The organism is Cohnella laeviribosi DSM 21336, from assembly GCF_000378425.1.
Lineage (GTDB): Bacteria > Bacillota > Bacilli > Paenibacillales > Paenibacillaceae > Cohnella > Cohnella laeviribosi.
Map to the genome: position 1 here is coordinate 1 of NZ_KB899821.1, position 22035 is coordinate 22035.

22 protein-coding genes are annotated in these 22035 nt (G+C 58.7%); 8 read left to right on the plus strand and 14 right to left on the minus strand.

Annotated features, from left to right (window positions below):
• Nucleotides 1-318: 318 nt before the first annotated feature.
• From F560_RS0110820 to F560_RS0110850, 6 genes are all read right to left on the minus strand, one after another.
• Nucleotides 319-588: a hypothetical protein gene (locus F560_RS0110820; RefSeq protein WP_019005754.1), complete on the minus strand. Its 270-nt coding sequence runs from the start codon at nucleotides 586-588 to the stop codon at nucleotides 319-321.
• A 1167-nt stretch (nucleotides 589-1755) separates the two neighbouring features.
• A complete protein-coding gene (rplT, locus tag F560_RS0110825; protein WP_019005755.1) occupies nucleotides 1756-2115 on the minus strand; it encodes a 50S ribosomal protein L20 in 360 nt (119 codons plus the stop codon).
• Between the two features lie 54 nt (nucleotides 2116-2169).
• Nucleotides 2170-2370, minus strand: a complete 201-nt coding sequence (gene rpmI / locus F560_RS0110830) for a 50S ribosomal protein L35 (RefSeq protein WP_019005756.1) — start codon at nucleotides 2368-2370, stop codon at nucleotides 2170-2172.
• Nucleotides 2371-2388: 18 nt separating this feature from the next.
• Nucleotides 2389-2970: a translation initiation factor IF-3 gene (gene infC, locus F560_RS0110835; RefSeq protein WP_019005757.1), complete on the minus strand. Its 582-nt coding sequence runs from the start codon at nucleotides 2968-2970 to the stop codon at nucleotides 2389-2391.
• Between the two features lie 187 nt (nucleotides 2971-3157).
• Nucleotides 3158-4396, minus strand: coding sequence for a glycosyltransferase family 2 protein (locus F560_RS0110845; RefSeq protein ID WP_019005759.1), 1239 nt, complete (start codon nucleotides 4394-4396; stop codon nucleotides 3158-3160).
• 335 nt (nucleotides 4397-4731) lie between these two features.
• On the minus strand, nucleotides 4732-5907 hold the full coding sequence (locus F560_RS0110850) for a glycosyltransferase family 4 protein (protein ID WP_019005760.1): 1176 nt from the start codon (nucleotides 5905-5907) through the stop codon (nucleotides 4732-4734).
• Between the two features lie 217 nt (nucleotides 5908-6124).
• On the opposite strand from F560_RS0110850, the gene F560_RS0110855 reads away from it, so the two are divergent.
• Nucleotides 6125-6652, plus strand: coding sequence for a phosphatase PAP2 family protein (locus F560_RS0110855; RefSeq protein WP_019005761.1), 528 nt, complete (start codon nucleotides 6125-6127; stop codon nucleotides 6650-6652).
• 79 nt (nucleotides 6653-6731) lie between these two features.
• On the opposite strand, the gene F560_RS0110860 is transcribed toward F560_RS0110855, so the two are convergent.
• The 4 genes from F560_RS0110860 to F560_RS0110875 form a co-directional block, all read right to left on the minus strand.
• The gene (locus F560_RS0110860; protein WP_019005762.1) at nucleotides 6732-8417 is read right to left on the minus strand and encodes an ABC1 kinase family protein; all 1686 of its coding nucleotides are present in this window, start codon (nucleotides 8415-8417) and stop codon (nucleotides 6732-6734) included.
• 57 nt (nucleotides 8418-8474) lie between these two features.
• On the minus strand, nucleotides 8475-8801 hold the full coding sequence (locus F560_RS0110865; RefSeq protein WP_019005763.1) for a phasin family protein: 327 nt from the start codon (nucleotides 8799-8801) through the stop codon (nucleotides 8475-8477).
• A 259-nt stretch (nucleotides 8802-9060) separates the two neighbouring features.
• Nucleotides 9061-9828: a tRNA (guanosine(46)-N7)-methyltransferase TrmB gene (gene trmB / locus F560_RS0110870; protein ID WP_033396009.1), complete on the minus strand. Its 768-nt coding sequence runs from the start codon at nucleotides 9826-9828 to the stop codon at nucleotides 9061-9063.
• 373 nt (nucleotides 9829-10201) lie between these two features.
• Complete coding sequence (locus tag F560_RS0110875; protein WP_019005765.1) at nucleotides 10202-10390, minus strand: hypothetical protein; 189 nt, start codon at nucleotides 10388-10390, stop codon at nucleotides 10202-10204.
• Nucleotides 10391-10821: 431 nt separating this feature from the next.
• Here F560_RS0110875 and mnmL point away from each other — a divergent pair, with 431 nt between their 5' ends.
• The 5 genes from mnmL (at nucleotide 10822) to F560_RS0110900 (ending at nucleotide 14698) form a co-directional block, all read left to right on the plus strand.
• A complete protein-coding gene (mnmL, locus tag F560_RS0110880) occupies nucleotides 10822-11784 on the plus strand; it encodes a tRNA modification radical SAM protein MnmL/YtqA (RefSeq protein WP_019005766.1) in 963 nt (320 codons plus the stop codon).
• 3 nt (nucleotides 11785-11787) lie between these two features.
• The gene (locus F560_RS0110885) at nucleotides 11788-12549 is read left to right on the plus strand and encodes a tRNA (mnm(5)s(2)U34)-methyltransferase (protein WP_019005767.1); all 762 of its coding nucleotides are present in this window, start codon (nucleotides 11788-11790) and stop codon (nucleotides 12547-12549) included.
• Nucleotides 12539-13510: a type I phosphomannose isomerase catalytic subunit gene (locus F560_RS0110890; protein ID WP_019005768.1), complete on the plus strand. Its 972-nt coding sequence runs from the start codon at nucleotides 12539-12541 to the stop codon at nucleotides 13508-13510. Before F560_RS0110885 ends, F560_RS0110890 begins: the two co-directional genes overlap by 11 nt.
• 77 nt (nucleotides 13511-13587) lie before the next feature.
• On the plus strand, nucleotides 13588-14052 hold the full coding sequence (locus tag F560_RS23030; protein ID WP_019005769.1) for a hypothetical protein: 465 nt from the start codon (nucleotides 13588-13590) through the stop codon (nucleotides 14050-14052).
• Nucleotides 14053-14179: 127 nt separating this feature from the next.
• Entirely contained in the window at nucleotides 14180-14698 is a 519-nt protein-coding gene (locus F560_RS0110900; RefSeq protein ID WP_019005770.1) for a MogA/MoaB family molybdenum cofactor biosynthesis protein, read from the plus strand.
• A 73-nt stretch (nucleotides 14699-14771) separates the two neighbouring features.
• On the opposite strand, the gene F560_RS25560 is transcribed toward F560_RS0110900, so the two are convergent.
• The 4 genes from F560_RS25560 to F560_RS0110915 form a co-directional block, all read right to left on the minus strand.
• Nucleotides 14772-15035, minus strand: a complete 264-nt coding sequence (locus F560_RS25560; RefSeq protein WP_156828954.1) for a hypothetical protein — start codon at nucleotides 15033-15035, stop codon at nucleotides 14772-14774.
• A 181-nt stretch (nucleotides 15036-15216) separates the two neighbouring features.
• Complete coding sequence (gene mgrA, locus F560_RS0110905; protein WP_019005771.1) at nucleotides 15217-16209, minus strand: L-glyceraldehyde 3-phosphate reductase; 993 nt, start codon at nucleotides 16207-16209, stop codon at nucleotides 15217-15219.
• A gap of 91 nt (nucleotides 16210-16300) precedes the next feature.
• Nucleotides 16301-18058, minus strand: coding sequence for a B12-binding domain-containing radical SAM protein (locus tag F560_RS0110910; RefSeq protein WP_019005772.1), 1758 nt, complete (start codon nucleotides 18056-18058; stop codon nucleotides 16301-16303).
• Between the two features lie 102 nt (nucleotides 18059-18160).
• On the minus strand, nucleotides 18161-19507 hold the full coding sequence (locus F560_RS0110915; RefSeq protein ID WP_019005773.1) for a GH1 family beta-glucosidase: 1347 nt from the start codon (nucleotides 19505-19507) through the stop codon (nucleotides 18161-18163).
• A gap of 243 nt (nucleotides 19508-19750) precedes the next feature.
• On the opposite strand from F560_RS0110915, the gene F560_RS0110925 reads away from it, so the two are divergent.
• Both F560_RS0110925 and F560_RS0110935 read left to right on the plus strand, forming a co-directional pair.
• Nucleotides 19751-20584, plus strand: a complete 834-nt coding sequence (locus F560_RS0110925; RefSeq protein WP_019005774.1) for an alpha/beta hydrolase — start codon at nucleotides 19751-19753, stop codon at nucleotides 20582-20584.
• Nucleotides 20585-21183: 599 nt separating this feature from the next.
• Nucleotides 21184-21987: a Cof-type HAD-IIB family hydrolase gene (locus F560_RS0110935; protein WP_019005776.1), complete on the plus strand. Its 804-nt coding sequence runs from the start codon at nucleotides 21184-21186 to the stop codon at nucleotides 21985-21987.
• Nucleotides 21988-22035: the final 48 nt, after the last annotated feature.

Below are 22035 nucleotides of genomic sequence, written 5' to 3' on the forward strand. Positions count from 1 at the left end.
TAAGAACGTCATCTGTCTGCCCGCGACCACCCAAGTCTACAGGACTAGCCCTTGGCGGCTTTGGATTTCGTTGTGTTTTGGCAACTCATCCGACTAACCCTGCCTCCAATTGGGTTCGTGTACCTTGGCCCGTGCATTTGCCTCCGGCTTCCTTCAGATTCCGCCTCACGACGGACACCCTTGCCCTTGGCTACGGTAGGCGCTCGCCAGCCCCCGCTCGGGACTTTCACCCTAAAGATGACGTCCATGCTGGGCGTACAAATAAGCGAAGCCGGCCCGTGAGAGCCGGCTTCGCAAACGCATTGACCTAGTCGGCGATTACCAAAACCCGTCAAAGCCGAAACCGCCAAAGCCGAATGGGCCGAACCCGCCGAAGCCGAACGGCTGAGTTCCGATGGCCAGCAGGTCGAACAGCACAAGCGGAATAAACGCCTTCGTATGCACCGCTTTCCCTTTCGGTTTTTCAAGCACCAACTTGTTGCCGCTGACGCGTACGAGCTTGCCGCTGACGACGGAGCCGTCCTTCCGCATAGCATAAACGTACCGACCCACCAATTTAAGGGCTTGCTCTCGGGTGACGCGGGACATGGAAAACCTCCTTTCCGCGATAAAAAGCCTTAGGGAAGTCTCTTCGTTGCCTATGCCCATGGCTTTATCGCTTTCCTACAACGTATGTAAACGACCCCTGGCCGACTTGTACCCTTGCCCTGCCCGGCCAAAAAGGGCTAAGGGATTACCGTTTTGCGCGAATGTGTAATGGATAAGCGTGAAACAGCCCTCACCTGGACAACAAGGCGGGGGTTGTTGACGTTGGCATTACCGCCGTTATCCCCGTAGAGAGATGGGCGGGTAAACATTGCGGCTGGCGGCGATGTAGGGTACTGGGCGGACTTCTTGACGGTTGAGCACCGCGGCTGGCGGCGATGTAGGGTACTGGGCGGACTTCTTGATGGTTAAGCACCGCGGCTGGCGGCGATGTAGGGTACTGGGCGGGCTTCTTGACGGTTGAGCACCGTGACTAGAGGCGATGTAGGGTACTGGGCGGACTACTTGATGGCTAAGCACCGCGACGGGCGGCGATGTAGGGTACTGGGCGGACTTCTTGACGGTTGAGCACCGCGGCTGGCGGCGATGTAGGGTACTGGGCGGACTTCTTGACGGTTGAGCACCGCGGCTGGCGGCGATGTAGGGTACTGGGCGGACTTCTTGATGGTTAAGCACCGCGGCTGGCGGCGATGTAGGGTACTGGGTGGGCTTCTTGACAGTTCTCCACCAGTTCAAGCTGTATTCTCGATCACCCGTCCAACCAGAGGAATCCCCGTTTTTATAGTCCTGCACTCATCTTTCCGCAGCTTCCGGGCATGATGAAAGCGTATTGGGTTTGACGCTTACTTTAACGGAGTGCGAATGCCAAGCGCGCATGAACTTCCCGGGAGATTCGCACCCCTTGCCGCGGCTGGGTTTTCCGCATTTTGGATATAAATATCCGTCTATTCCTTTTATAATAAAATCAGGGTTCGCGAAAACGAGCCCTTAAGCCCTTGCCGCATAAAGGATTTGAAGCTAGGCTGTCGCTCCTCACGCGCGCGTGTGGATAACGCCCTTGCGGTCCATCAGCAGATGGCGCGCCAGCGGCTCGGGTCGCTCCTCACGCGCGAGCGTGGCCAACGCCCGTGTCCAACACAAAAAGCCACCGCCCCCAGCCGAAACCGGCCGGAGACGATGGCTCTCCAAGCGAAAAAGAATCGCGCGCGATTACGCGTTGATTTTCGATTTTGCGACGCCTGCAAGCGAGTTGAACGCGTTGATGTCGTTGACGGCCAGATCGGCCAGCATCTTGCGGTTCACTTCGATGCCCGCGAGCTTCAGGCCGTGCATCAGCTTGCTGTAGGACAAGCCGTTTTGACGGGCTGCCGCGTTGATCCGCACGATCCACAACTTGCGGAAGTTGCGTTTCGTTTGACGGCGGTCGCGGTATGCGTACAGGAGCGACTTCATAACCTGTTCGTTAGCTTTCTTGAACAGGCGATGCTTCGCGCCCCAGTAACCTTTTGCCAGTTTCAACACTCTATTGCGACGGCGGCGCGTTACGAATCCGCCTTTGACTCTTGCCATTTGCCATTACCTCCCGGTAAGAATGAATAATGCGTTTGAAGCCCAATCGCAGGCTTACTTCAGATTGGCCAGTTGTTGCTGCATGCGGCGAATGTCGCCTTGGGCAACGAGCGGCTGGGTGGACAGCACGCGTTTTTGACGGCCGGACTTGTGGGCGAGCAGATGGTTTTTGTACGCCTTGAAGCGTTTTACTTTGCCCGTACCGGTAATTTTGAAGCGGTCTTTCAGACTGCTGTGGGTTTTCATCTTAGGCATCGGTTGTTCCTCCTGTCATCAGTGGCTCTTCGGAGCCAAGATCATAATCATGCTGCGGCCCTCGAGCTTCGGCACGCGTTCGACGACGCAGATGTCGCCCGCTTCGTTCGCTACGCGCTCCAGAATTTTCTGGCCGATATTGGCATGGGCGATTTCGCGGCCGCGGAAGCGCACGGAGCACTTCACTTTGTCGCCTTCCTTCAAAAACTTCACGACATTGCGGAATTTGGTCTGGAAATCGTGCTCCTCGATATTCGAGCGGAACCAAACCTCTTTCAGGTCGACAATCTTTTGATTCTTCCGAGCTTCCTTCTCTTTCTTCTGCTGCTCGTAGCGGAATTTGCCGTAGTCCATGATGCGGCAAACCGGCGGCTTTGCCTGCGGAGCGATGTTCACAAGATCGAGATTGGCGTCGTAAGCGATTTGCAAAGCTTCGCGGAGCGGCTTGATGCCGATCTGCTCGCCGTCCGGGCCGATAAGCCGGACTTCCTTCGCCCGGATTTCCTCATTGATTTGATGATCCCTGCTGATATGTTCCACCTCCAGATTCGACTGGTTGTCATGAGCAAAACAAAAAATGCGGGCCCAGAAGACCCACATTCCGTTGCAAACGTTATGCCGGCAAAAAGCGGATGTAAAATCCGTTATCGTTCCGGACGTTGGCTACGCGTACCAGCCGATCGAAATCGGTCAGGTGAGAAGCGGGCGCTTCTGCTTGAGCGAGCATCATGATCATTTGTCGCTTAGATAATATACCACCTTGACTAGATGTTGTCAATGGCTGGCTTTACATTTGCTTGCCCTGCACCTCGTCGAGCCGGAGAACGCGCGTATGCTCGGTATGGCTCCACGTCTTGTTGTTTTGCGTGAAGAAGGCGTACACGGTAATCGGCCACCACGACAGGGAGAAGATCGGGAACGTGATCAGCCGGAAGTACAGCTTCCACGGCACTTTCTCCAGCATCATCGCAATCGGGGCCTGAAGATACATGTACAGGGCGACCGGAATCGACAGCCACGCCGGAGCGACGGCATAGATCGAATCGAAATGCGGTTCGCCCGGAAGCAGCTGGTCGAACCACAGGATGCCGGTCAGCGTAAACCCGAACAGGAAGTTGTAGGCATTAAAAACATAAATCGCCGCGTCGATCTTCGTCCAACTGCGCTCCTTGATGCCCTGCCACAGCGTCGGCAGCATGTAATGGCGCGCCACGTCGAAGTGCCCCTGCATCCAGCGCAGCCGCTGGCGGGCCGAAGCGCGGAAGGTGATCGGCTTCTCGTCGTATACTCTCGCGTCGAAGTTGAACTTCGGATAAATATTGCGCTGAATGCAGCGAATCGTAAACTCCAGGTCTTCGACCAGACTCGTCGCGCCCCAGCCCATCTCTTTGAGCAGTTTCGTCTCGAAGCACATGCCGGTGCCGCCGAGGAAGTTCGCCAGCCCCAGATTAAAGCGCGGCAGCTGCCAAAGGCGGTTGCAGAACCAGTAGTTGATGCCGTTGGCCGCGCTAACCCAGGAATCGTGCGGATTCTTGGTATCGAGGTAGCCTTGGATCACGCGGTAGCCGTTGATCAGGTCCTCGTTCATGTACTTCAGGAAGTCCGTCGCCACGAGATTGTCGGCGTCGAACATGACGACTCCGTCATACTGCCGCGGATGCTTCCAGAGCTTCTTCAGCATCCACTCGATGGCGTAGCCTTTGCCTCGCTCGTTCGGATTGACCCGTTCGCAGGCGTAAACGCCGGGATAGCTGCGGACAATATCCGCCGTGCTGTCCGTACAGTTGTCGCAAATGACGAAAATATCGTACAGTTCCCGCGGATAGTCCATCTTGAGCAGGTTTTCCAGAAGCGCTCCGATGACTTTTTCCTCGTTATGGGCGGCGACCAGAACCGCAAAGGACTTGACGGGCGGGTGCTCGATTTTTTCCCTTTTCCGTTTCCAGGCAAACAAGGACAGAAAAATCTGGTACGTGCCAAGCACGAAAAACAACCCTTGAGCGATCAAAAGCAAAGTGTTCCACATATTCGGTTGGACCCCCTAAGACCCCATTTTTCTTCGCGTTTTCCTTTTTCGCGTCTTTCTTTGTTTTACGCGCGACGCGCTCTTGGTGGGCCATGATGCCGCCGCTTTTTGTTCTCTCTCTAAAAAACACAAAACTGATTGTCGTCGGTTCCTAAACTTTAGTCAAAAAGCAATAACCGCCATTCTCGGTCCCCTGCCGCGCCTTGCGGCTCTCTGGCGAGCTCAGTAAACCGTTACGCCAGATTTCCTCCGTTAATCAGCCGAATCCGGCTTCTTCCGCGCGTTTTGTTTCCGCAGTCCCGCTTCGGCGACACCGTTCTACCCCAAACCGGCGCTTAGGAACGAACTTTCGCCGTCGCGCCGGGCGTGTGCCGGCAGGCGTCCGTTACGCTGGCCAACAGCCGGTCGAACACCTCGTCCCACGACCTTCCGGACGCTTCCGCAAGCGCGGCGTCGCCGAGCTTCGCCCGCAGCTCGCGGCTTTCGTGCAGCCGGCCCAGCGCGGCGGCAAATGCGTCCGCATCCCCCGCCCCGCACAGCAAACCGGTCTCGCCGTCCCGGAGCAGATCCGGAACCGCGCCCGCGCGCGCTCCGATCACGGGGAGCCCGCAGGCCATCGCCTCCAGCACGACATTGCCGAACGTCTCCGTCGGGGAGGGAAACAGCATGGCGTCGGCCGCCGACATCCATCTTCGCAGTTCCGCCTGAGGCACCGCGCCGAGCATCCGCGCACGCACGCCCCGGCTTGCGGCGAGCTGACCGATTTCGGCGGCGGACGGCCCGTCTCCGGCCAGCACCAGTTCGGCATCGGCTCCGGAACGCAAGGCGAAACGGGCGGCCGCCTCGACCGCAACGTCCGGCTGTTTCTCCGGCGCGATTCTTCCCGCATACAATATGACGAAACGGGAAGGCGGAAAGTTTCTTTTTTTTCTTAATTTTTCGCGATCCGCGTCCCGGAAAAAGACCGACGTATCGACGCCCCGGCTCCAAATCTCCAGCCGTTTCCATCCGTATCCGCGGCACTCCTCCAGTACCGACCGGGACGGAACGTAGATTTTCCGGCATGGCCGATGGAACCAGTGCAAATATCTCCATAAAAGCTTACCCATCCATTGCAGATTGTAAAACGGCAAATACCGAACGAAATGCGTATGATGCGAAGCGACAAGGGGGATGCCGTGCTTGAGGGCAAGATGCCTTCCGGCCCATCCGACGCCGAACGGCGTCGCCACGTGGACGACGGTCGGCCGGAATTCGAGGAGCTTGCGCTCCGCCGCCGGGGACATCGGCACGCTCACGCGGCATTCGGGATACAGAAAAAAAGGGATGCTCGCCAGCCGTTCCGCCGTTCCCGCCGCGCTTTCCGCCCGCCTCGGCGGCGATGGGGCAAACACCCGGACCGGTACGCCCCGCTTCCGCAAATAATCGACCCAACGCGCCAGCGTTTTGGCCACGCCGTTCACGTCCGGCGCATAGGTATCCGTGAACAAGGCCAATCGGATTTCCGCCATAACCGCTTCGCCTCCTCTTTTTCCGTATCGTACCCTGCGAACGTTAGCGGGGAATCAGCGGAACGTAAAACCCGGCAGGATTTCCCGCCGGGTTTACAGAAAGGTTATAGCGGCTTTATACGACCGTAACGTTTCTGAATTATGATGGGGGTACAACGTTCGGGCGCTTGCCGCAAGCCGGCGGCATCCGGAACGCGATTACGGGAGGGACGAATGCATGATGCGTTTTTACGACAGGCTCCATGAGTGGGAAGGTCCCCTTTTCCTGTACGTCAATATCCGTTGGAACCGCAGAGTGTGCAATTTGCTGTTTACCTTTCTCTCGTTGCTCGGAGGCGCGACGTTCAGCCTGGGCATATCGCTGATCGCGGGCCTGTTCATGCCGCAGCCATGGAGCGCGGCCGGCTGGCAGGCGCTGGCCGCCGTCGCGTTAAGCCATCTTCCGGTTGCCGTCGCCAAGCGCAGCATGCCCCGTCTTCGGCCGTACCAGGTGTATCCGCAGGCCAAAACGGGAAGACGGCCTCTTCAGGACCCCTCGTTCCCTTCCGGCCATACGACCGCGGCGTTTGCGATGCTGACCCCGTGGATGATCGCCTTGCCGTCCGCGTTTCCGCTGCTGCTGCTCGTCGGCATCGGCGTCGCGCTGTCCCGTATTTACTTCGGCCTTCACTATCCAAGCGACACCGCCGCGGGAGCGCTGCTCGGCTCTTCGACCGCGCTGCTCATGTGCAAACTGATCGGCTGACCGGCTCGGGCGGCCGTTCGGGCAACCGTACTTTCCCGATCCGCGGCCATGGCGTTCGCGCAAAGACGCCCTCCCCGCGCTAAAACCGCCCCGAGCGGAAAATCGAATAAATAAGCCACATAAACATGAGCGCCGCGACGGTAAAACCGATTTCCACGGCCGGGATTTTCCACAGCAGCGTGTACTCGTGCCCCATGGACGAGCCGATGATCAGCCCGGCCATCATAATGCTGAACGACAGCAGCACGATGCTGAACGACAGCCGGTTGCCGACGCGGTCCAGCTTCCTGAGCAGCCGTTCCAATTCCCCTTCCGGCAACGACAGCTCGAGCTTGATCTTCCCTTGGCGCGCAAGCGTCAGCAGTTCCCTGAGCCTGCCGGGAACATCCGACAGCAGGTCGGCGTATTCGGGCAGATTGCGGGCCCATTGCCTGACGAGGATCCAAGGATTGAGCCGCTCCGCAACCAGCTTGCGGCCGAACGGTTCGGCGGCGTCCATAATGCTGAAGTCGGAATCCAGCGCTGACACGACGCCTTCCGTCGTCATCAGAGCCTTGCCCAGCAGCGTCAAATCGGCCGGAATGCGGATGCGGTGGCGGTACGCCAGCGCCATCAGCTTTTTGACCGCGTCGGCGATGCTGATCTGGCTGAACGGCACCCGGTAGTACTCCTCCCGCAGCTCTTCAACGTCCGAGCGAAGGGAAGCCCGATCCGCATCTTCGGGGATGAGGCCAAGCCGCTCGATCGCCCGGATAATGCCGTCCGTGCTCTGGTTGCGCAAAGCGATTACGAAGGAGGCAAAGTGCGTCTTCGCCTCCGGCGCCAGCCTGCCGACCATCCCGAAATCCAAAAAGGCCAGTTCCCCTCCCGGCAGCACGAGCGCGTTGCCGGGGTGAGGATCGGCGTGGAAAAAGCCGTCCACCAAGATCTGATGCAGCATGGCCGTTGTGAAACGCTCGGCGACCTGCTTTCGCGAAATGCCGTTCCGGTCGAGTTTGTCCCGCTCGTTCAAGCGGATGCCCTCCAGAAATTCCATCGTCAGCACTTTGCCGGAGGACAAATTCCGGTAGACGCGCGGAATGCGGATGTACGGCAAGCTGGAGCTGAGCAGCGCGAATTTTTCCGCGTTGCTCGCTTCGCGGCCGTAATTGAGCTCGGCACGCAGCGCGGAGCCGAGTTCTTCCATCATTTCGCTTACCCGGTATCTTCGGGCCCAGTCCAGCCGTTTTTCCGCCAACGCGCAAAGTCCGTTCAATATTTCCAGATCGGTTTCGATGCGCGCGCGGATATGCGGACGCTGAATTTTGACGGCTACGGCCGTCCCGTCCTTCAGCACGGCATAGTGAACTTGCCCGATCGAAGCGGCGGCGATCGGCGTCGCGCTCATCTCCGCAAACAAGTCTTCCACGGACGCCCCGAATTCCTGTTCGATAATGCTCCTGACTTCCGAGAACGAAAAAGCCGGCACGTCGTCCTGCAGCCGGGAAAGCTCCGCGATGATTTCGGCCGGCAGAAGATCGGCCCGCGTGCTGGCAAGCTGCCCCAGCTTGACGAAGGTCGGTCCCAGCTCTTCGAGAAAAAGCCGTATCCTGAGCCCTATCGAGTGTTTTTGCGCGTCCCGGCCTTCTCCGCTCCAGACCTCCTGGTAAGGCAGCCCTTGCGCAAGCCCCAGGTCTTTGACGATGTAGCCGAAGCCGTAGCGCACAAATGCCGACACAATTTCGCGGTAGCGCTTGAGATGACGGATTTTTCTGCCTACGTTCATACCCTTCCTCCCCCAAGGCGCGTTTCCGCCGTTCCGCCGGTCGAGGTTTGCGCGTGGTTATCCGTTTTCGTTCTTATCGCGGTTTTCGTTCTGTTCGCGGCTTGCAAGCAGTTCGTCCAAGCGGCGCTCCAGCCGCTCGATATCCTCCTTCGTCGCCCAGTTCCGCTCGCCAAGCGCCGCCTGGACGCGTTCCTGAATGAACGCTTCGATTTTTTGCCGGGACTCTTCGCCCTTTTTCAACCATTCATCGACGAAAGCAAGCGATTCCGGCCGACTCATTTCTCCTTTTTTGACCAGTTCGTCGACGATCTTTTCCACCTGTTCCTTGCTGGCCACGGCCAGCCCTATTCCCAATGATACGGCCTTGTTCAAAACGTCTCTCATTGCGCAGCCTCCTTTTCTATAGAAAAAAATGTATTGCCGCTGGTTGACGTTAGTGTGGATTATCGGTCGTTCTTTATACTTGTGCGTCCGTTTCAATATTTCGATTATTCTTTTACCTTAATGGTACGTCATGGCGGACGAAAGTCAACAAGCGTTTCTCCCGAAAGGGCTTCCGTGCGTAAGGCGTGCTTTGCGAAAAAAAGGCCGCCCTCGGGACAGTCGGCATAAAGCCGCGCCCGGAGCAGCCTGTATCGGCATGTCAATCGTTCGCTTCTTGTTCCCCGGAAGCCGTTTGCCTGGGCTTCGGTTTGCGCTCGGCGGCACGTTCGGCGGCGACGCGGGCCGCGTTGTCCGCGATCGCTTGCTCGCCGATCAGCGCTTCCAGCCGGTAGATCGGCTGCCCGAGCCCGACGAACTTCTCTTCGTATTCGGTCAGCACCAAGTCTTCGCGGAGACCTTCCCTGTGCAAATGCAGCGAAATGTTGCGCATCTGGATCCCGCAATCCGAAAAGCTGTTGAGCGAGTATTCGAACAGCGTCAGCGAGTCGGTCTTGAAATGGATCTCGCCGCGTTCGTTCAGGACGGCCTTGTATTTTTCCAGCATCCGCGGATGCGTCAACCGGCGCCGCGCATGCTTTTTTTTCGGCCACGGATCGCTGAAATTCAAATAGATCCGCTCCAGCTCGCCGGGCGCGAACATTTCCTCCAAATATTCCACGTTGCCGCGGACAAGCGCCAGATTCGGCACGCGGTCCGAACCCTTTTCCCGCCAGGCCGCCCTCGCCTTTTCGCTCCCGCGCCGGAGCAGTTCGTCGTACATGTCCATTCCGATGTAGTTGATTTCGGGATGGTTCGTGCTCATCGTGCTGATAAAACGGCCTTTGCCCATGCCGAGTTCGGCGTGAATCGGACGGTCGTTGCCGAAAAACTCGCGCCATTTTCCTCTCAGCGCCCGCGGCTCCAGCACGACCAAATCCGGCTGCGCCTCCAGACTCTCTCTTATATTTTTCCTGCCACGCAGTCTCATACCTTGTCCTCCCGCTATCCCTTCGTCCGGGTCTCCGGCGGCTTCCGCCGCATTCCTTGTCCGGCCTCAAGCATCGTCACCTATTTTGCCCAATCCGCACTCAATTGTAAAGAGAATCGTAAGGAGCCGGCGCGGGCTTGAACCTATCGCCGATCCCGCAACATAATCCGGTTGCTTTTTAGGCGCTTCGACCGCAAATTCCCGCAGATTTGTCCCGGCGAATCTGGTAAACAAAAAAAAGCCGCGCCCGTTGCCGGACTCGGCGGTCTTTCCTCTCATGCGGCCGGATTGCGCCCGTCGGCAGCCTGACGGGTACGGTTGCGCTTCCGTCGGCGCCGGATTTGACGGCAAGCTCAACGGACGAACCGGCGGCTCAATTCAGCGGTTTCGCTTCTTCGATTTCGTACTGAATGTCGAGCGCCTCTTGAAGCTTTCTCTTGGCGGACACTTCCACGGAGTGGTTGTTGTGGAACTTGATGCCCGTAAGCGCCATCACTTCCTTGACGGTCAGCTCAACCTTTACCGTATCGTCCCCTTGCGGGATCTTCACGTTGGAAGTCATGATCCTCACCTCTCGCTTTCTCCAAATTGCATTGCGGGGCGAATGCCCCTTGTGACGGAGCAGCATGCAGTACTGGAATTAGAGGGCGATGTCAGCTATTTTTGTTGATTTGGCGCACTTTTAATATAACACATCATGTAAGGTATATCAAGATGAAATCGCTTTATTTTGCAAAATATCCGCATCTGCATTTTCGGAGCCCGACATCAGTATTTCCTAAAAAAGATAAATCAAACCAGTACGGAAACGAAGCAATCCTGCAGCCGCCGCAACGCAGCCCGCGGTCCGTTGCCGAACTTCGGCGGCGGAACCGGAACCGGCCGGCCTTAAACGGGAGCCGTCCCGGCCGCCCTGTCCTCCCCGTTCTCGCCACGAGACCGATTTTCCGGTACAATGGAGAAAGCGAATGGAGGCAAGGAGAAGCAAAGCCTATGCAAACGATCGAAACGGAATCTTACGGCTTGCCGCTTGAATGGGCCGGGAAAAGGTTTCACACCTGGAATTACGAAATGCGGCAGACGTTCGGAACGAAAGTATTCAAGGTTATGCTGGATGCGGGATTTACATGCCCGAACCGGGACGGCACGATCGCCGCGGGCGGCTGCACGTTCTGCAGCGCGCGCGGCTCCGGCGATTTTGCGGGCAGCCGCCGCGACGATCTCGTCACGCAGTTTAATACGGTGCGGGACCGCCAGCATCGGAAATGGCCGGAAGCGAAGTACATCGGCTACTTTCAGGCATATACGAACACGTACGCTCCGCTTGCTACGCTCAAGGAATATTACGAAGTCATTTTGCAGCAGCCGGGCGTCGTCGGCTTGTCGATCGCCACGCGTCCTGATTGTCTGCCGGATGATGTGGTTAATTATTTGGCGGAGCTGAACGAAAGAACTTATTTGTGGCTCGAGATGGGGCTCCAGACGGTGCACGAATCGACTTCCAAACTCATTAACCGCGCCCACGACACCGCCTGTTACCTGGATGCGGTCCGGCGGCTGCGCGAGAGGGGCATTCGCGTCTGCGCCCATATCATTTACGGGCTGCCCGGCGAGACGCGCGAGATGATGCTCGAAACGGGGCGGCAGGTGGCGGAAATGGACGTGCAGGGCATCAAAATCCACCTGCTTCATCTCATGCGCAAGACGCCGATGGTTCGGCAGTGGCGCGAAGGCCTTGTGCGGTTTCTGGAACAGGACGAATACGTCAATTTGGTCGTCGACACGCTGGAAATGCTGCCGCCGGACATGATCGTTCACCGGCTCACGGGAGACGCTCCGCGCGAGCTGCTGATCGGCCCGATGTGGAGCTTGCGGAAATGGGAAGTGCTGAACGCGATCGACGCCGAGCTGGCCCGCCGCAACAGCTGGCAGGGCAAGCGCTGGAAGGGGCGCTGAGCGATGGGCTTCCTGTCCGTGCTCGGCATGGCTCAGCGCTGGGTCGCGGAACGCGCGGGACCGGGCGCCGTCGCCGTCGACGCGACGGCGGGCGGAGGCGTCGACACGCTGTTTCTCGCCCGAACCGTCGGCCCGCGCGGGTTCGTGTACGCCTTCGACATCCAGGAAGCCGCGCTTACGCGCACGCGGAACAGACTCGCGGCCGAAGGCGCGGTCGTGCTGACGCGGGCGCCTGACGGCGGCTGCAGGGATGCCGTGCGGGCGGAAGCCGCCTCCGGCGGCGGCCAAATGCCGGCGGCGCGCCGGGAGCCCGCCCGCTTAACGGCCAAGGAGAACGGTCTGGCCCCGGTGCTGTTGCTGCGCGCCGGGCACGAGCGAATGGGCGAACTGGTCGCAAGCCGCCACCGGGGCCATGTCCGCGCCGTTATGTTTAACCTCGGTTTTCTGCCCGGAGCGGATACGGACCGCTCCATCATCACGCGGCCGGACACGACGATCCCGGCGATGGAAACGGCGCTCGAGCTTCTGGCGCCCGGCGGCGTGCTTACGGCCGTCGTGTATCCCGGGCATGAAGGCGGCGACGAGGAAGCGCGGGAGGTTGAGCGCTGGATGACGGCGCTGCCGGCCTCCCGGGCCCAGCTTGCCCTCTACCGCATGCCTCAGAAACCGGCTGCGCCGTATTTGCTTGCGCTGGAAAAACGCGGCGCCGTTGCGGCCGTTTCCGGATTTTTTCACACAAAGGAGGACAACCAACATGACGATTAAACCGTATCCCTTGCAATTTAAGCCCGAATTCAAAGAACGCGTCTGGGGCGGACGGGCGCTGGAGCGCTTCGGCTTCGACGTGCCGGAAGGCCATATCGGCGAAGGCTGGATGATCGCCGATCATCCGAACGGCGTGTCGCACGTGCTCAACGGCGAGCTGGCCGGGAAGGGGCTGGACGAAGTCCGCGAAACCGTAGGGCCCGAATGGTTCGGCAAGCAAGGCGCTTTGTCCGCCAACGGCCGCTTCCCCCTGCTGATCAAGCTGCTGGACTGCAACGACGATTTGTCCGTTCAGGTGCACCCGAACGACAGTTATGAACGGCTGCCGAAAGGGGAGCTGGGCAAAACGGAAATGTGGTACGTGCTGGACGCAAAGCCGGGCGCGAAGATCATCTACGGCCTGAAGCCCGGCGTCGACCGCAAGGCGCTCGAGCAAGCCATCGCGGAAAACCGCATCATGGACACGCTCCAGGAGGTGCCGGTCAAAGCGGGCGACACGTTCTACATCCCCGCAGGGACCGTGCATGCGCTGTGCTCCGGCGTGCTGGTGGCCGAAATCCAGCAAAACTCCGACACGACTTACCGTCTGTACGACTACAACCGGCCGGGACTCGACGGGAAGCCGCGGGAGCTTCATATCGAGGATTCGCTCAACGTCATCGCCTATGAGGGCGCCGGCGCGACAAGAATGGACACCAGCGGGGCGAAACCGGGAGAATGGCTGAATCTGGCGACTTCTCCGTATTTTACGACGGACAAGGGCGTCGTGGACGGCCCCTGGGCGCTTTCCACCGATCCGTCCAGCTTCGTCGTCCTGATTGTGGCCGAAGGCGCCGGCTCGATCCGCTGGTCCGGCGAGTCGCTGGCCGCCAAAGCGGGCGACTGCTTCCTGCTTCCGGCCAACCTGGGATCGTACACGCTCGACGGAAAAATGACCGTGCTGCGCAGCCGTCTTCCTTAATCCGGAAAAACGATGGCGACCGCAACGCCTGCAGGGGATGGTTTCGCTCGATTGCGCGGGAAGGGAGTCGATAAAGGATGCTTAAGGCGTTGGTGTTGCCGGGAATCGGCCTCGCCATGTGGGTCGTCGTCACGCTGTTTTTCATGCTTTTCGGGGATTGGGTGCTGGTCGGAACGGACGATCCTCATTTCGGCGCCTCCCTGTTTCTGCTCGAGGCGCTGACGCTGTTTGTGCTCGTCGGCCTTTCGCTGATCGTGCGGCTGCGGCTGTTCCCCCAAAAGGGCTCGGCCACCCGGCTCGGCTATTGGGCCGCCGCGATCGGCCTGCCGCTGAATGCCGCCGCCATCTGGAATCGCGGCCTCGTCTTTTCCGATCTAGACGACGGACAGCTCATCGCGTACACGATCTGGATGACGGTGGCCTACGCGCTGACTTTGCTTGTTCCGGCCGCGACCGACCGCCTGATCCGAACGCGCGCCCGGGATGGGAAAGAGCCCTCCCCGAATGGCCAAGCGGAAGAAGAACCGGCAGCGTTGCGATAAAGCGATAAAGTGAAAAAGCGAGAGACCAAAACCGGGGAAGTCCGCAGCTAGCCGGCCCCGTCCGCCAAGCCGTCCTGACATGGCGAAGGCTTGTCGGCATTCTTTTGGATCCAAAGGAGTCCGTCCCATGTCCACGTCTACCGAACAACATCGCAGCGAAGCGCCCGCCACCGTCTCCTGTCTCATCATTACCGTATCCGACACGCGCACCCTGGAAACGGACAAAAGCGGGGCGCTGATTCGCGACCTGCTCGAAAGCGGCGGCCATCGGGTCGCCGGCCGAATCATCGTGCCCGACGAGTTCGACCGCATCGCAAGCGCGATCCGCCAAGCGGCGGACGATCCGGAGGTCGAGGCGATTTTGCTGAACGGCGGCACGGGAATCGCTGCGCGCGACACGACCTACGAAGCGGTTCAAAGCCTGCTGGATAAGGAGATGCCGGGATTCGGCGAAATTTTCCGCTTCCTCAGCTTCACCGAAGACATCGGTCCGGCGGCCATTCTGTCGCGCGCCATCGCCGGCACGATCGGGCGGAAGGCCGTCTTCTCGATGCCCGGCTCGACCGGAGCGGTAAAGCTCGCCATGACCCGGCTGATCGTGCCGGAACTCGGGCACGTGATGCGGGAAATCTACAAGGACCGGTAGCATATCCGGTCCCGTCCGGCGCTGGACGAAACCGAAGCCGGGCTTAAGAACGAATGGCAAGAAAGAGGCTGTCTTAAAGGAAGGAATTCTGCTTTAGAGGCAGCACGGTCAACCGGATGAAGCCGTTAAACAAACCAAAAAGGGATCGTGCAGAGGTTATTTCTGCACAATCCCATTTCGGTTTTGTTCGATACCGCAATACATCGAAATCACAGTTCCGCTCATCCGGTCCGGCGGCCCGGATGCCTAATTTTATTGCTTTTTCGGCAATTAAATCGGGGAGACGCACGAAAACGGGCTTTGCAGTTGCTTTTATAGCAACTGCAGCCCCGCTCATCCGGTCTGGCGGGCCGTCTCCCCGATTTTATTGCTTTTTCGGCAATTAAATCGGGGAGACGGGCGAAAACGGGCTTTGCAGTTGCTTTTATAGCAGCTGCAGCCCCGCTCATCCGGTCCGGCGGCCCGGATGCTTCTAAGCTCCCGCATTTGATGGAATATTGTGCGAGCTATCCGCTTCTTTATCCGCGCAAAATCTCTTCGATCCGCTGCAGTTCCTCTTCCGTAAAATCGAGGCGGTTGACCGTCGCGACGTTGTCGTCGATCTGCTCTACGCGGCTTGCGCCGATCAGCACCGTCGTGACGCGGCCCCCGCGCAGCACCCAGGCCAGCGCCATCTGCGCCAGCGACTGGCCTCTTTCCGCCGCCAGATCGTTCAGCCGTCTGACCTTGTCCAGCTTGTCCGGCGTAATGCTGTCCTTGCTCAGGAACACGGAAGCGCCCGCCGCACGGGAATCTTCCGGAATGCCCTTCAGGTATTTGTTCGTCAGCAGACCTTGCTCCAACGGCGAAAACGCGATGGAGCCGACGCCGTTTTCCTCCAGCACGTCGAGCAGCCCGTTCTCGACCCACCGGTCGAACATGCTGTAGCGCGGCTGGTGGATCAGCAGCGGCGTGCCCAGATCCTTCAGAATCCGAATCGCTTTTGCCGTATCTTCGGCGTTGTAGTTGGAGATGCCGACGTACAGCGCTTTGCCGGAACGCACGATATGATCGAGGGCAGCCATCGTCTCCTCAAGCGGCGTTTCCGGATCGGGGCGGTGATGGTAGAAGATATCCACGTAATCCAGCCCCAACCGCTTCAGGCTTTGGTCGAGACTGGACACGAGATATTTGCGGGAACCCCAATCTCCGTACGGTCCGGGCCACATGTAGTAGCCGGCCTTCGTCGAGATGACGAGCTCGTCGCGATACGGCTTCAGGTCGGTGGCCAGCAGGCGGCCGAAATTTTCTTCCGCCGATCCCGGAGGCGGCCCGTAGTTGTTCGCCAGGTCGAAATGCGTGATGCCCAGATCGAACGCCCGTCTGACAATGGCGCGCCCGTTCTCGAATTTGTCCGTTCCGCCGAAGTTGTGCCACAGGCCAAGCGAAATGGCCGGCAGCTTCAACCCGGAGCGTCCGCAGCGGTTGTATTTCATGCCTTCGTAGCGATTCTCGTTCGCCAAGTATACCATGCGTCGTTGCCCCTCTCCTATTTCCATATAAATGATGAATGCTCCGCGCTCTCGCTCCGCTGCAAGGGTGCCGCGCCCGAAAAACAGCCGGTTACACCGCTCCGGATTTCGCCGGAAGACTCTTCTCCGCGCGCTCAGGCAGCGCAAACAGCTGCGGCGGACCGTCCTCCCCGCCGTACAGGACCACGAGCAGCGTGCCGTTCCTCCGGTCGATCCGCTTCTCCTCCGACCAGACCGCATAATCGAACGGAAGATGCTCCAAAACCGCTTTTTTGGCCAGTTCCCGTTGATCCATGCCCAAAAGCTCCGCCGCCTTCTTCAGCGCTGAGGACCATGCTTCCTTGTCCAACCGGTTCTCCCACCAGATTTTGCGGGGTTTGTATTTGTGCTGGAGGAAATAATCGATTTTGAGCAATCCCAGCGTCGCTTCGCGGTCCAAAGCGGGATTGTCGTCGTCCTTCAGAAACGACCACAGGCGCAGGAACAGGTCCTCCAGCTGATGGCCGATCCGCTGCCAGCCGCGCGCCTCCCAATAATCCCCAAACCGCTGAAAAAAGTCAAAAGGAGACGGGTAGGTCTGTCCGATCAAATACTCGATCGTGCGGTCCATCCGGTGCGCATTCCAGTATTTCTCCAGCACGTCCTCCACCCGTTTGATCCGGACGATGTCGGAGAACGGCAGGATGTCGTTGCCCAATATCTCGTACGGCGCGCGATCCATGTAGACGTAACCGTATTTTTCCGCGTCGATCCTTAGCCCGGTGCCGCGCAGCATTTTCAAGAATCCGAGCTGCAGTTCCTCCGGCCGGAGCGCGAATACGTCGTTAAACGTTTTGCGGAACGTGTCATAGTCCTCGTGCGGAAGTCCGGCGATCAGGTCGAGGTGCTGGGCGATTTTGCCGCTTTCCTTCACCTTCGTCACCGTGCGCACGAGCTTGGACCAGTTTTGCCGGCGCTTGACGGCCAGATTGGTCGGATCGTTCGTCGACTGCACCCCGATCTCGAAGCGGAAGATGCCGGGCGGGGCATGCTCCGCAAGAAAATCGAGCACCTCCGGACGCATGATGTCGGCGGTAATCTCGAATTGGAACACGCATCCGTTGTGGTGGTCGATCAGAAACCGGAATATCTCCATCGCATAGTCGCGCTTGATGTTGAATGTTCGGTCCACGAACTTGATCAGCTTCGCCCCGTTCTCGATCAGGTACAGCAAATCGGACTTGACTTTTTCGATATCGAAATAGCGTACGCCCACCTCAATGCTGGAAAGACAAAATTGGCAGCTGAACGGACAGCCGCGGCTCGTCTCGAAATACACGATGCGGTTGCCGAGCGAAGGCAAATCCTCGGGAAAACGGTGCGGCGAAGGCAGCGCGTTCAAATCGAGCTTCGGACGGCCCGGGTTGATGACCACCTCGCCGTCTTTGCGGTACGCGAGCCCGAACACGAAGTGAAACTTCCGGTCGCCCGACAGCTCCCGCAGCAGATCGCGCAGCGTCTCCTCGCCCTCTCCCATGACGATAAAATCGACGGCCGGAAGCCTCCGCATCCAGTAATCGGTGTCGTAAGAGACTTCCGGACCGCCGAGCACGATCGCGACATCGGGCAGCACTTTGCGAAGCATGTCGATAACCGTGATCGTCTCTTCGATATTCCAAATATAGCAGGAGAAGCCGATCACGTCGGGCTTCCGGCTGTACAGATCGGAGACGATCGCCATCGGCGGGTCTTTGATCGTATATTCGGCGAGCCCGATATCGAATTCGTCCTGGCAGTAGGCTTTGAGCACCCGCAGGGCCAGGGAAGTATGAATATATTTGGCGTTCAGCGTCGCCAGCACGACGTTCATATCACGTTACCCTCTTTTCAAGAGATGCGTTTTCTCTATTGTAACGGATAACGGGGCGGATAACCAAGAAACGCCGCCGGCCGCCCTTCTCCTGCGCCGAAATCAAACCTCCAAACCGCCGCTTGCGATCACGTCCCGGATGAAATAATAGCTGTCTTTCGGATGGCGCTCCAGCGTGTTGTAATCGGTGTAAACGATGCCGAAACGCTTGCGGTACCCTTCCGCCCATTCGAAGTTGTCGAGCAGGGACCAGGCAAAATAGCCTTTGAGCGGCACGCCGGATTCGATCAGACGATGGCACTGGATGAAGTGCTTGCGGAAATAATCGATACGCTTCGCGTCGTGCACCCGTTTGTCTTCGGTGAGCTCGTCCTCGTAGCAGGCGCCGTTCTCGGTAATGTAGATCGGCGTGTCCCCGTACTCCTCCCGCACCCAGGACAGCACCTTGTACAGCCCGTCCGGATAGACGTTCCAATCCATAAACGTCTTGTCGAAGCCGATCTGCACCTCTTCCCCGTCGAACAAGCCTGCGCCCTGCTTGTAGCGGCCGAAACCTCCGCTGTAGTAGTTCACGCCGATGAAATCGATCGGCTGGGCAATCGTCTCCATATCGCCCGCCCGAATCGGAATTTCGGCGCCTTTGGCCCGGAACCAGTCGACCATAAACGCGGGATACGTGCCTTTGAACGTCGGCTCCATAAACCATTCGTTGTTCCATGCCCGCATCCGCCGCGCCGCTTCCACGTCTTCCTTGCGCGTCGAATAGGGCTCGATCCAGTTCAGGTTGTGCGTCGTGCCGATTTCGCCCCGGATGCCGAGGGCGCGGAACTTCTTCACCGCCTCGCCGTGCGCGACCAGGCAGTGATGGGCGACCTTGACGGCAAGTCCGAGATCCGTATAGCCGGGAGCGTGCACGCCCAAATAGTTCGAGAGGAACGAGACGCACCACGTTTCGTTGAACGTGATCCACTGTTTCACTTTCCCGTCGAACGCTTTGAACACCGTCTCCGCATAGTTTACGAACGCGTCGATCGTTTCCCGGTTCGCCCAGCCTCCCTTGTCCTGAAGCGCCTGCGGCAAATCCCAGTGGTACAGCGTCACGCACGGCTCAATGCCGGACGCGATCAGCGCGTCGAGGACCCGATGGTAATAATCGAGCCCTTCCGGGTTGACTTGGCCCGTCCCTTTCGGAAAAATGCGGGGCCAGGCGATCGAGAACCGGTACGCATTAACGCCCAGCTTCTTAAGCAGCGCGACATCCTCCTCGTAGCGGTGGTAGCTGTCGCAAGCCACATCGCCGTTGTCGTTGTTCGCCACTTTGCCCGGCGTATGCGAAAAGGTGTCCCAGATCGAAGGTCCTCTTCCCCCTTCGCGTACCGCCCCTTCGATTTGGTAGGACGCCGTCGCAGTCCCCCATACGAAATCGCTTGGAAAAACCAGTTTTGCCACTCGAATCCCTCCGCAGCGGAAGCGTTTACTAACCGTTTATGATCCATTTTACCATGATTGCAGGGGCTTTCCGGCGCATCATTTTGGCATCTCCTTATACGGATTGGCTGTTTTTGTAAAGGATCTCCGGGAGGACGAGCGCAACCGCTTGCCAATTGCAAAAAACGGAAAAGTAAGCTACAACGGAAAGAGACCCGTCGGAAGCCGCAGGCAAAAGAAACGGATCGGGAGGAGGAACAGCCGATGAATTACCGTACATTCGAGTGGCGCCTAAGCGACGGAGTCCGCTTGTTCGCCTGCGAGTGGACGCCGGACGGCGCCGCGCGCGGCGTTGTCGCCATCGTTCACGGCATGGGCGAGCACACGGGGCGCTACTCGCATGTCGCCGGCATGCTGACGGAGGCGGGGTATGCCGTTTATGGATTCGATCAGCGCGGACACGGCCGTTCGGACGGGCAACGCGGGCATACCCCCTCTTACGAAGCGCTGCTTGAAGGCGTGGATTTTATGCTTCGCGATGCCGAAGCGCAGTACCCGGGGCGTCCGTTGTTTCTGTACGGGCACAGCATGGGCGGAAACATCGTGCTGAACTATCTGCTCCGCCGCAAGCCGAAGGTCGCGGGCGCGATCGTCACGAGCCCTTGGCTGACGCTTGCGTTCAATCCCCCGCCTTTGAACGTCGTCGTCGGCAGAATGCTGGAACGGATCCGGCCTACCTTCACCAACAACCGTCCGCTGATTCCCGAGCGGCTCACCTCCGATCCGGACATGATCCGCCAACTGCGCGAGGATCCGCTCGGACACGGCCAGATCACCGCAAGCTTCTTCTTCGGCGTGCGCAGAGCCGGCTTGTGGGCGCTCGAGCACGCGGACGAATTGACGGTGCCGCTGCTGCTCATGCACGGCGGCGACGACAAGGTCACCTCCTTCGAATCCAGCGCCCGCTTTGCGCGCAAGGCCGGACCTCTGTGCACGTTCAAAGAGTGGCCCGGCTTCAAGCATGAGCTGCATAACGAGGCTGAACGCGAGCGGGTGTTTGAAACCATCCTCGCCTGGCTGAACAAGAGGACGGGCTGAGGGCGGACGGGCGAACAAGGGGATTTTCAGCAACCCAATGGTGGGAAAGCCGGCTCGGTGCAGCCGTGATCGAAGTCATTTTTCGCGGCAAAACGGAGCATTTTCTGATTGCAAAAACACTTATGGCGCTGCCGTAAGTATGCTATTATAGTGATAAGGCAAACGAAACTATGCTCCGGGGTTTAGCGGCTTCGAGCCGGAGGAGAGCATACTCATCGATACCGGGGTTCTCTATGCGTACTTCAACCCCTTTGACGCTTATCATGACACAGTTAAAAATTTGTTCGATACCTACGTTTTCAATGATGAAAACGTTCTTTTTTTGTTCGTTAATCCGACTATCGTCAATCTGGTCCAAGAGGATGTCTTGCTCGTTCTGGATGGCGACAAGGACAGCGTGCTTTGACAGATCGGCTTAACGAATCATTTGGGCGCGGCGGATGCGGTTAACGTATCCATGGCGAGTCTGTACGGGAGAACTTATTTTACATAGTTTTCGGATATTCTTCCGTTTTGTTGCAAAAGAGCCTTGTGCCGCAATCGGCCGTTTCGTTACAATCGGAGGACAGACGTACAAAGGAAAAGGAGAGAAACCGGACATGACGGAATACAAACTTGTGGCGATGGATTTGGACGACACGCTATTGAGAGACGATTTAAGCGTAAGCGAAGCGACGAAAGCGGCGATGGCGAAGGCGATCGCCCAGGGCGTCCATCTTACGATCGCGACGGGACGCATGTTCGCATCCGCGAAGCAGGTGGCCGAGCAGGTGGGCATCAATGTCCCGATTATCACGTACCAAGGTTCGCTGATCCGCAATCTGCTCGATTCGCAGGTGCTCTACGAACGGTTCGTGCCGAAGGAGACGGCGCGTCTGCTGTATGAATATACCCGCGAACACGGCCTTTATCTGCAAACGTATATCAACGACCGGCTGTACGCCTTCGACGACGGGGAGAAGCTGGTCGCTTACGCCAAACAGTCGAACATTCCGTACAACGTTGAGCCGGAGTTCGACCGCTTGCCGGAAGGCCATCATACCAAACTGATGATCATTGACGCGCCGGAGCGGCTGCAAGAGCTCGCCCCCATCCTGCGGCCGCTCGTCGGCGAAGACGTTCACGTCACGACGTCGAAGCCGAATTATTTGGAATTCATCCACCGCGAAGGCACCAAAGGCCATGCGCTCCGTTTTTTGGCAAGCCACTACGGCATCCCGATGGAGCAGACCATCGCCATCGGCGACGCCTGGAACGACCGCGAGATGATCGAAGCCGCCGGACTCGGCGTAGCGATGGCCAATGCGGTGCCCGCTCTTCGGGAAATCGCCGACTACGTCACCCTCAGCAACAACGAAGACGGCGTCCGGCACGTGCTGGAGAAATTCGTGTTGAAGGCGTAATCGCCCGCAAAAAAGCCCCCGCGGCGCCGCTGTGCGGCACGCGCGAGG